Source organism: Streptomyces sp. NPDC060027 (assembly GCF_042737005.1).
Lineage (GTDB): Bacteria > Actinomycetota > Actinomycetes > Streptomycetales > Streptomycetaceae > Streptomyces.
In genome coordinates, this window is sequence record NZ_JBHWVI010000108.1 from 20,316 (window position 1) to 28,590 (window position 8,275).

The following is an 8,275-nucleotide window of genomic DNA, read 5'->3' on the forward strand; positions in this document are numbered from 1 at the left end:
TCACGAAGGCATCCGGTCGCCGAGGAGTGCCAGGTTCTCGATGGCGGCGAGGCCGTAGAGCGCTGTGTCGTTCGTGTAGACCCAGTCGGCCTCGCTGCCCGGCACCAGCGTGACCGGGCCGCTCAGCTTCTCCGTCTTCCAGGGCGAGGACTCGGTGTAGCCGTCGGAGCTGTAGAACTTCGTCCAGGCGCGCTCGGCGAGTTGGGCGTCGCCCGTCTGCACGGCGGCGTACGCGTCGAGGCGCGAGTGGCCCTGGAACAGCAGCAGGGTGCCGAAGTTGGTTCCGTAGCGGGCGGCCTGTTCGGTCTTGGTGGCGTTGAAGTAGCGGCAGTAGTCGAGGTACGCCTCCTTGAAGGCGGGCATGTCGACGAGATCGATGAGTTCGGCGCACAGTTCGTTCAGGCCGAAGACCGCGGAGAGGTGCGAGACGCCGACCACGGGCTCCGCGGCGACGGCGAACCGGCCGGTGTCGAGGTCGTACAGGCCGGTGCCCTGGACGAATCCGTTGGGCTGCGCGGCGATGGTCTCCATCGTCGACAGCACACGCGCCTTGGCCTTCTCCCACTTGGGGCCCTTGCGTTCCCACTCGGTCAGCCACGCCGAGACGAGCCCGCTCCAGTCCGTGCCGAAACCGATCGACAGCGCGTGCCGGTCCGGCGTGTAGGGCTCGGTGCGGATCTTGCGGATCGGGTCGAGGACGAGGAAGGTCTCGTCGGAGTCGACGTTGGCGTGCATGAGGTCGCCGACCCGCTCGTCGGCGGTGAGGAAGTAGTAGTAGCGCCGGTAGGTGGTGTTGGCGATGCGCTGCTGTTTGGCGCTGTCCGCGTAGTGCTGGACACCGTGCCGGGTGCCGAGCCCCGCCCACTGGCCGAGGTGGTAGACGTCGACCTCGCCGGTGTGCCGGGTCATCGCCTCGGCGAAGCGGAAGATGTCCGCGCGGCCGCTGCGGAGATACGCGAACCACAGCCAGAGGTCCGGCGACAGTTCGGAGTTGTCCCAGGCGTAGCCGCCGACGTCGTAGCGCCACTGGTGCCGGACCGGGTCGTACGAGTGCATGATGTCGCCGTAGTCCCAGAAGCCGTACCAACGGCGCATCTCCACCTGGTCCTTGTAGTAGGTGAAGAGGAAGTCGAGGTGGTCCTCGATCTTCGCCTTGGCGGGGGTGGACCGGTCGGGCTCGGAGTAGAGGCCCGGCCCGAAGACCTTCGCCTTGATCAGCTGCTGGGGCGGGGCGGCGAGCTGCGGCAACACGCGTACGGCGTCGACCTGTTCGGCGAGTCTCTCGGGCTTGGGGGTCGACTCGTTGGCCCAGAAGAGGAGTTCCGAGGTGCGGGCGATGCCGTAGGGGGTACCGAAGCCCGGCTCGTAGTCCTCGTAGGTGATGTTGAGGCCTTCGAGCTGTTCGGCGTACGTGTCCTGGCCCATGCCGTCGTGGTAGAAGCGCAGGTCCATGGGCCGTGCCTCGGGCGACCAGAGCCAGAGGGTGACCTCGGCCTCGTCGGTGTGGGCGTCCCGGATGTCGAGCTGCGCGGGGAACTTCTCCCAGAAGTCCCGCAGTCCGAAGGAGAATCCGCCGCTCGGCCCGCCGACGTAACCGAATCCGGAGGCTCGCCGGCCGCCGCCGGCGCCGATCCAGCCGTACCCCTTCTTGGTGCGCTTGCGCAGGGTGAAGCCGTCGGCGGAGAGCTGGGAGAGGGTGTAGTCGCCCCACTCGGGGATGTATTGGAGCCGGGTGGTGACCCGCTGGTCCCAGGTGGACGGGTCGGCGAGCTTCTCCCCCGCGAACTGGGCCGCCTGGACGGAGGCTCCGGGGTCGCGGCGCAGCCCGGTGACGCCCTTGACGGCCTCGCGGAGCAGGCCTGTGCCGTCGCCGCCGATCCGGATGTGCCGGTCGTGGGCGGCGTCCCGCATCGGCACGGTGAAGCGGACGCCGAGCCCGCGGACGAAGTCGCCGCTGCTCTTCCCGGGTTCCTGCTTCCCGTCGAAGGTGATCGTGTGCACCATGCGGAAGGAGTCGGCGCCCCCGTAGAAGTACAGGCGGACCGAGAAGGGCAGCCAACTCCGGGCGCCCTTGCGGTGCTTGCCGTCGATGCGGACGACGGCCCGCACCGGTCCCTCCTGTTCGACCTCGACCGCGGAGATGGCGCTCTCGAAGCGCTCGAACTTCTCGGCGCCCTGGTCGTCGTCCTCGATCTCCGGCTGGCGGATGAGGACGAGGCGGCCGTTCCTGGCGATCTCGGTCGTGCCGCGGGTCACGGACTTGACCAGTGTGGAGCCGCTCGTGCCGATCTTCGCGATGATGACCCCGGTCGAGACGGCGATGGTGCCGCCGCTCTCGTCGACGGTGACCTTCCGCTCCGGCGCGGTGGGCGCCCCGGCGGTCAGAGTGAGCTTCCCCGCATCCGAACTCACCGCGTGTGCTGTCCACTTGAGGGAGCCGTCCGGCCAGTAGGCGAGCGGCCAGGACTGTCCGGGGACCGCCTTGCCGTCGGCGTCCGTGAGCGCGAACGTCTGGTCCCGCCCGTACGTGCCCTTCGGCCAGGGAACGCCGACGGTGGAGCCGGGGGCGGCGCCGAGGCCGCCGTCCTCCAGCCAGTCCAGGGTCACCGGGGCCGCGTCCGCGGCTCCGGCTCCGGGCGCGGCCTGCGCGTTCGCGCCGCCCAGGGCCCAGCTGAACCGGGCGGCGGCTCCGGCGACGGCAGCCGCCTTGAGAAGGGACCTGCGGGGGATGGGGGGCATGGCCTTTCCTTTCCGTACGGATGGTCAGGGGCATGACAGAGAGAGGTCCGGAGCTCAGGGCTCCGGCCCGCGGGAGAGGGCTCAACGGCGCCGCCGGCGCTCCTCGACGGCGACGGCCGCCGCCGCGACGGCCCCCAGGACGGGGACCGCCAACGGCGCGACGAGCAGGGCGGAGCAGGCCACCACGACCAGCCCGCCGACGAGCAGGAAGGACCCGGCGGGATCGAGGACGGTACGCCGCACGGCATCCGCGAGCAGGTCGCGCCACGCCGCCCCCGGCTCCCAGACCGCGGCCGCACGCAGTACGGTGACGGCTCCCCCGATCAGGGCGAACAGCCCGACGGCGCCGACGAGCGGACCACCGGGGATTCCGGCGCGCACGGCCAGGACGTCCACCCGGACCGCCGCAGCGAGGGCCCATCCGCCGGCTCCGACGAGCCAGCCGCCCGGGACGGCCGCACGGAAGTCGGCCACGAACTCCCGCCATCCGCCGCCCTCGTGAGCCGTGCGCCGCCGCAGATGCCGCGCGCCGGCCGCGAACGCGGCGGGAAGCGTGACGAGGGGCAGCGCGGCCATCGTGATCCACACTCCGGTGAGCAGGCACTCCGCGAAGACGGCGAACCTCTCGGCGAAGACGGATTCCCCCCGTGCCCCGCGGGCCTCGGCGGCCCTGCCGCGCCGCGACGCGGCGGTCCGCCGCGTCGCACGGCCCCGCGCGGTCGTCCCGGATCCGGCCCGCGATCCCGGCTGGGTGACGGCCATCTCAGCCCTTCAATCCCGACGTCGCCATACCGTCGATCAGGTACCGCTGGAAGGCGAGGAAGAAGAGGAGCACCGGCAGCAGCGCCACCAGCGACATCGCGATCATGCCGCCGTAGTTGGCGACCCCCTCCTGGTCGCGGAACATCATCATGCCGAGCGAGACCGTGTACTTGCCGGGCTCGTTGAGGTAGATCAGCGGGCCCATGAAGTCGTTCCAGGCGTTGATGAAGGTGAAGATCGCGCTGGTGATGAGGGCCGGGCGGCACAGCGGCAGCACGATCGACCAGTAGATCCGCAGATGCCCGCAGCCGTCGAGCCGCGCCGCCTCGTCCAGCTCGCGCGGCAGGTTCCGCATGAACTGCACCATGAGGAAGACGAAGAACGCCTCGGTGGCCAGGTACTTGCCGATCAGCAGCGGCACATAGGTGTTGACCAGTTCCACCTTCTGGAACATCACGTACTGCGGGATCAGCAGCACGTGATACGGCAGCAGGAGCGTGCCGATCATCAGCGAGAAGAGCAGGTTCCGCCCCGCGAACCGGATCTTGGCGAAGGCGTACGCGGTCAGCGAGCAGGAGACCAGGATGCCGACGACGGAACCGAGCGCGTAGAAGAGGGAGTTCTCGAAGAAGGTGGCGATCGAGATGTCGGCGATGCCGTCGGCCAGCCCCTTGAAGTTGGCGAGGATCGGGCTGGTCGGGAAGAGGTCCAGGCTCCCGATGATCTCGCGGCTCGGCTTGAACGAGGCACCGAGCACCCAGAGCACGGGGTAGAGGACGACCGCGAGGACCAGCAGGGCCCCGAGGTGCCAGACGAGCGAGCCGGTGCGCTTGCGTCCGGACCTCGTGGGGTTTCCCGAGGCGGTCGCGGCGCCGGAACCGAATGCCTTGCCGGTGACGCTGCTCATCGGGCGTCCTCCTCGTAGTGCACCCAGCGCTTCTGCGACCAGAAGAGAACGGCCGTCACCAGCGCGACGGCGAGCAGCAGCATCCAGGCCATGGCGGAGGCGAAGCCCATCTGGGACTCCTTGAAGCCCTTTTGGTAGAGGTAGCAGGTGTAGACGAGCGTGGCGTCGGCCGGACCGCAGGTGGTGTTGGACACCACGTACGCCGAACCGAAGATCTGGAACGAGTGGATGGTCTCCAGGAGCACGTTGAAGAACAGCACCGGCGAAATCATCGGCAGCGTGATGCTCCAGAACCTCCGCAGCGGTCCCGCGCCGTCCACCTCGGCCGCCTCGTACAACTCCTTCGGCACCTGCTTGAGCCCGGCCAGGAAGATCACCATGGGGGCGCCGAACTGCCAGACGGTGAGCGCGACCAGGCTGTAGAGCACCCAGTTCGGGTCGCCGACCCAGCCCCCGGTGTGCAGACCGAGGAACGACTGGGCACGGTCCACGGCGGCGTCGTCGGAGAACAGCGCGCGCCACACGAAGCCGACCGAGACGCTCGCGCCGATCAGCGAGGGGGCGTAGAACGCGGCCCGGTAGAAGCCCTGGGCGCGGCGGCTCTGCGCGAGGAGCAGGGCCACCCCGAGCGCCAACGACAGCTTGAGCGGCGTTCCGATGACGACGTACTTGGCCGTCACCTCGACCGACTTCTGCCACCGGGGATCGCCGAACATCGCCGTGAAGTTGTCGAAGCCGATCCAATGCGGCGAACTGAAGAGGTTGTAGTCGGTGAAGGCGAAGTAGAGGGAGGCGGCCATCGGGCCCGCGGTCAGGAGCAGGAAGCCCGCGATCCAGGGGGACATGAAGAGATAGCCGGCGAGATTCTCCCGGCGCCCCCGCCGCCGCCTTTCGGCGACGGGGGCCGCGGGGCGCATCTCCGGTGCGTCGGGCGGAGAGTCCTTGACGAGCGTCACGGCGGTTCCCATCAGACGGCGAGGGCGGTCTTCGCCTCGGAGAAGAACTGCTTCACCGCGTCGGAGACCTTGGTGGTGCCCTGCGACATGTCACCGCCGATGCGCAGGAAGGCGGATTCGACCGTGTCGGCGCCGGCGGGGTGCGGGGTGATCGTGCCGAGCACGCCGGCCGCGGCGACATCCTGCTCGTACCGCGCGATGGCCTTGCTGGGGGCGTCGGCCGGCTTGAACGCGTCGTACTGCTCGGTGGTCGCCAGGATGCCGCGGTCGTAGCCCATGATCTTGCCGACCTCGGGGTCGTGGACCATGAAGTCGATGAACTGGGCGACTTCCTTGGGGTGCTTGGTGCGCGCGGAGGCGCTGAGCATCAGGGAGGCGAGGTACTGGCCGGTCTGCTTGCCGTCGGTCGTCGGGATCGGCGCCAGGCCGTAACTGCTGTCGCCCTCCGCCGTGTAGCGGACGGTGAAGTTGTCCCAGGTGAACTCGGAGGCGGCATGGCCCGCCGAGAGCGAGGACTTGGGCTTGTCCTGCTCGACCCGCTTGGGATCGGTGATGATGCCGGCCTTGACGCGGTTGTAGCCGTCGGTCCACCACTCCGTCAGATCGGCCTCGTCGAAACCGAGTCCGTCCTTGGTGAAGAACGCCTTGCCGTTCTGCCGAAGATAGAGGTCATACAAATACATGATGCTGAAGTAGCCGGTGTCGCCCGCCGTCTTCTCGCCGTCGTGAATCTTCTTGAGCGCCGCGAAGTACTCGTCCCAGGTCCAGCCCTGCTTCGGTTTGACGCCGGCCTTCTCGAACACCTTCTCGTCGATGACAAGTGACATGGTGTTGGATCCGACGGGAATACCGAGCTGCTTTCCGTCGACCTGACCGACCTTCTCGACTCCGGCGCGGAAGTTTTCCAGGCTGAGATTTCCCGCGTCTATCTGGGACTTGAGGTCGAGCAGGATCCCTCGCTTGTCGTACTTCCGCAGAAATCCTACGGCGTTCTGGAATACGTCCGGCGGATTTCCGCCGGCGGCCTGCGTCTGGAACTTCTCCCAGAAGGCCACATAATCCTGGAAGTCCGTCTTCACCTTGATCTTCGGGTACTTCTTCTCGAAGAGCGCGATGGACCGGTTGATCCTCTTCGCCCGCTCGTCCGCACCCCACCAGGCATAACGGATCGTCACCGTCCCGTCCCCGGCGCCACCGCCGTCCCCACCGCACCCGGTCGCCGCGGCCAGCCCCAGTGTGGCCAGCGAAGCTCCGGCGGCCTTGAGGACCGTCCGCCTCTCGACACTCCCGTTGTTTCCCACAGTCGGGCCTCCCCGCAACGTCGTCGCCGCCTGCATGAATCGTTTCAAGTAAGCGCTTGCTGGCACAAGGTACGGAGGGCTTTCGGGCGCGTCAATGATTCGGACAGGAATTGATGTGCGGCGCTTCGATCCCGTCGCGCCGGGCCGCGCGGTGACATCGGCGCGGGCGAACAGGAGTACGCAGGTCGGGCGCGGACGGTCGGCCTGTCGAACAATTCTCCGACGATGAGGCGGCCCGCGAACGCGGCCGAAAAGGTACTGCTGTCGCGGGTGTTGGCATCGGGCATGGGAACGGAGCGTGATGGGTGGGGGGTTGATGTCGGGGGTGTCGATGCCGGGGCGTTGATGCCGGGAGAGGTGGGACGCGGACCATCCGCGCTCCGTCGGCACAGCGGTGCCGTGCACCCCTTATGGGGCGGTCCGTCCCGTCGGTGCTGCGGTGCCGTAGGCCCCCGACGGCACGGTCCGTCCCGCCCGCACAGCCCCTCCGTACGCCCCCGACGGCACAGCCCGCCCTGTCGGCACTGCGCTGCCGTACACCCCCCGACGGCGCAGTCCCCCGCCCGAACAGCCCTGCCGTACACCCCCGACGGCACGGTCCGTCCTGTCGGTGCTGCGCTGCCGTACGCCCCCGACGGCGCAGTCCCCCGCCCGAACAGCCCTGTCGTACACCCCCCGACGGCACGGTCCGCCCCGCCCACGCAGCCCTGCCGGACACCCCCGACGACGCAGTCCGCACCGCCTGCACAGCCCTGCCGCACGCCCCGACGACGCAGTCCGTACCGGCTCCCGTACCGGCTCAAGAGGCGTGGGCTGGAGGGGGGTTCGCCGAGGTGGCGGCTCGGCGCCGGGATGCCTGACTGGATGTCACTCGGGCGACGCGTTTCGGTGCGGACGCTGTGCATGTAGCGGCCTCCGACGCCAGGGCCGTCGATGCCTATGCGGGTCCCAGACCAATGAGACATGCCCAAGGGGCGGGCACCGAGCTGCCGTTCCGCGATGGTGCGCCGCTCCCCGAAGGGCCGTCCGACAGGCGCCCATCGGCGAGCGTGCCTACCCGCCCGAGCAGGGCCGGCCAAGCACCCGAACTCTTGGATCAACACAGGTCAGGCGGCCGACGGACACCTCCAACCGGACCATGCTCCACCGCCGTACGGCAGGGTCCGCACGCCGTGTCGCGACGCCCGCACGTCGTACGGAGGCGCCCTCACCCGCACCGGCGTGATGCACCGAGGCGCCTGCGCCCACACCAACACCGGCGTGCAACGGGACAGCTCCGCGTCCGGCCCCGAACGACACGGCGTCCGCCTCGGCATCCCGGACGGCACGCGCCGCCCCGGCAACCCGCGCCCACACGTGCGGGTCGACGCCGCCAGCCGCACCGACAACGGACACGCGGGCCGCAGAGAAGGTCGTCCACCAGCGGACACCGGACGCCGGGAGGGCCACCGCGGTCGGCCCGGAGGCCAGGACAGCGCGGGCGCGGCGCTCGCCCTGGCGCTCCAGGAGGCACGCACGAGTCGTGCCGGGGACCACGCATGAGCGAGGGCACCCGCGGCGCCGACGGTGAGGCCATGCCTGAACCCCCGATGCCGGACGCCCCGCCTTCC

At 69.4% G+C, this 8,275-nt stretch carries 5 protein-coding genes; all 5 read right to left on the reverse strand.

Annotated elements, in window-relative coordinates; genetic code table 11:
* The 5 genes from ACFWBT_RS24910 to ACFWBT_RS24930 all read right to left on the reverse strand — a co-directional run bounded on the left by ACFWBT_RS24910 (position 1) and on the right by ACFWBT_RS24930 (position 6,665).
* Positions 1-2,739, reverse strand: a complete 2,739-nt coding sequence (locus ACFWBT_RS24910; protein ID WP_385704091.1) for a Tat pathway signal sequence domain protein — start codon at positions 2,737-2,739, stop codon at positions 1-3.
* Positions 2,740-2,820: 81 nt separating this feature from the next.
* The gene (locus tag ACFWBT_RS24915; protein WP_385704093.1) at positions 2,821-3,501 is read right to left on the reverse strand and encodes a hypothetical protein; all 681 of its coding nucleotides are present in this window, start codon (positions 3,499-3,501) and stop codon (positions 2,821-2,823) included.
* Between the two features lies 1 nt (position 3,502).
* Complete coding sequence (locus ACFWBT_RS24920) at positions 3,503-4,408, reverse strand: carbohydrate ABC transporter permease (RefSeq protein WP_385704096.1); 906 nt, start codon at positions 4,406-4,408, stop codon at positions 3,503-3,505.
* Positions 4,405-5,364 (reverse strand): carbohydrate ABC transporter permease, encoded by a 960-nt coding sequence (locus ACFWBT_RS24925; RefSeq protein ID WP_385704099.1) that lies wholly within the window; start codon positions 5,362-5,364, stop codon positions 4,405-4,407. Before ACFWBT_RS24925 ends, ACFWBT_RS24920 begins: the two co-directional genes overlap by 4 nt.
* Before the next feature lie 11 nt (positions 5,365-5,375).
* The gene (locus ACFWBT_RS24930) at positions 5,376-6,665 is read right to left on the reverse strand and encodes an extracellular solute-binding protein (protein ID WP_385704101.1); all 1,290 of its coding nucleotides are present in this window, start codon (positions 6,663-6,665) and stop codon (positions 5,376-5,378) included.
* Positions 6,666-8,275 lie beyond the last annotated feature (1,610 nt).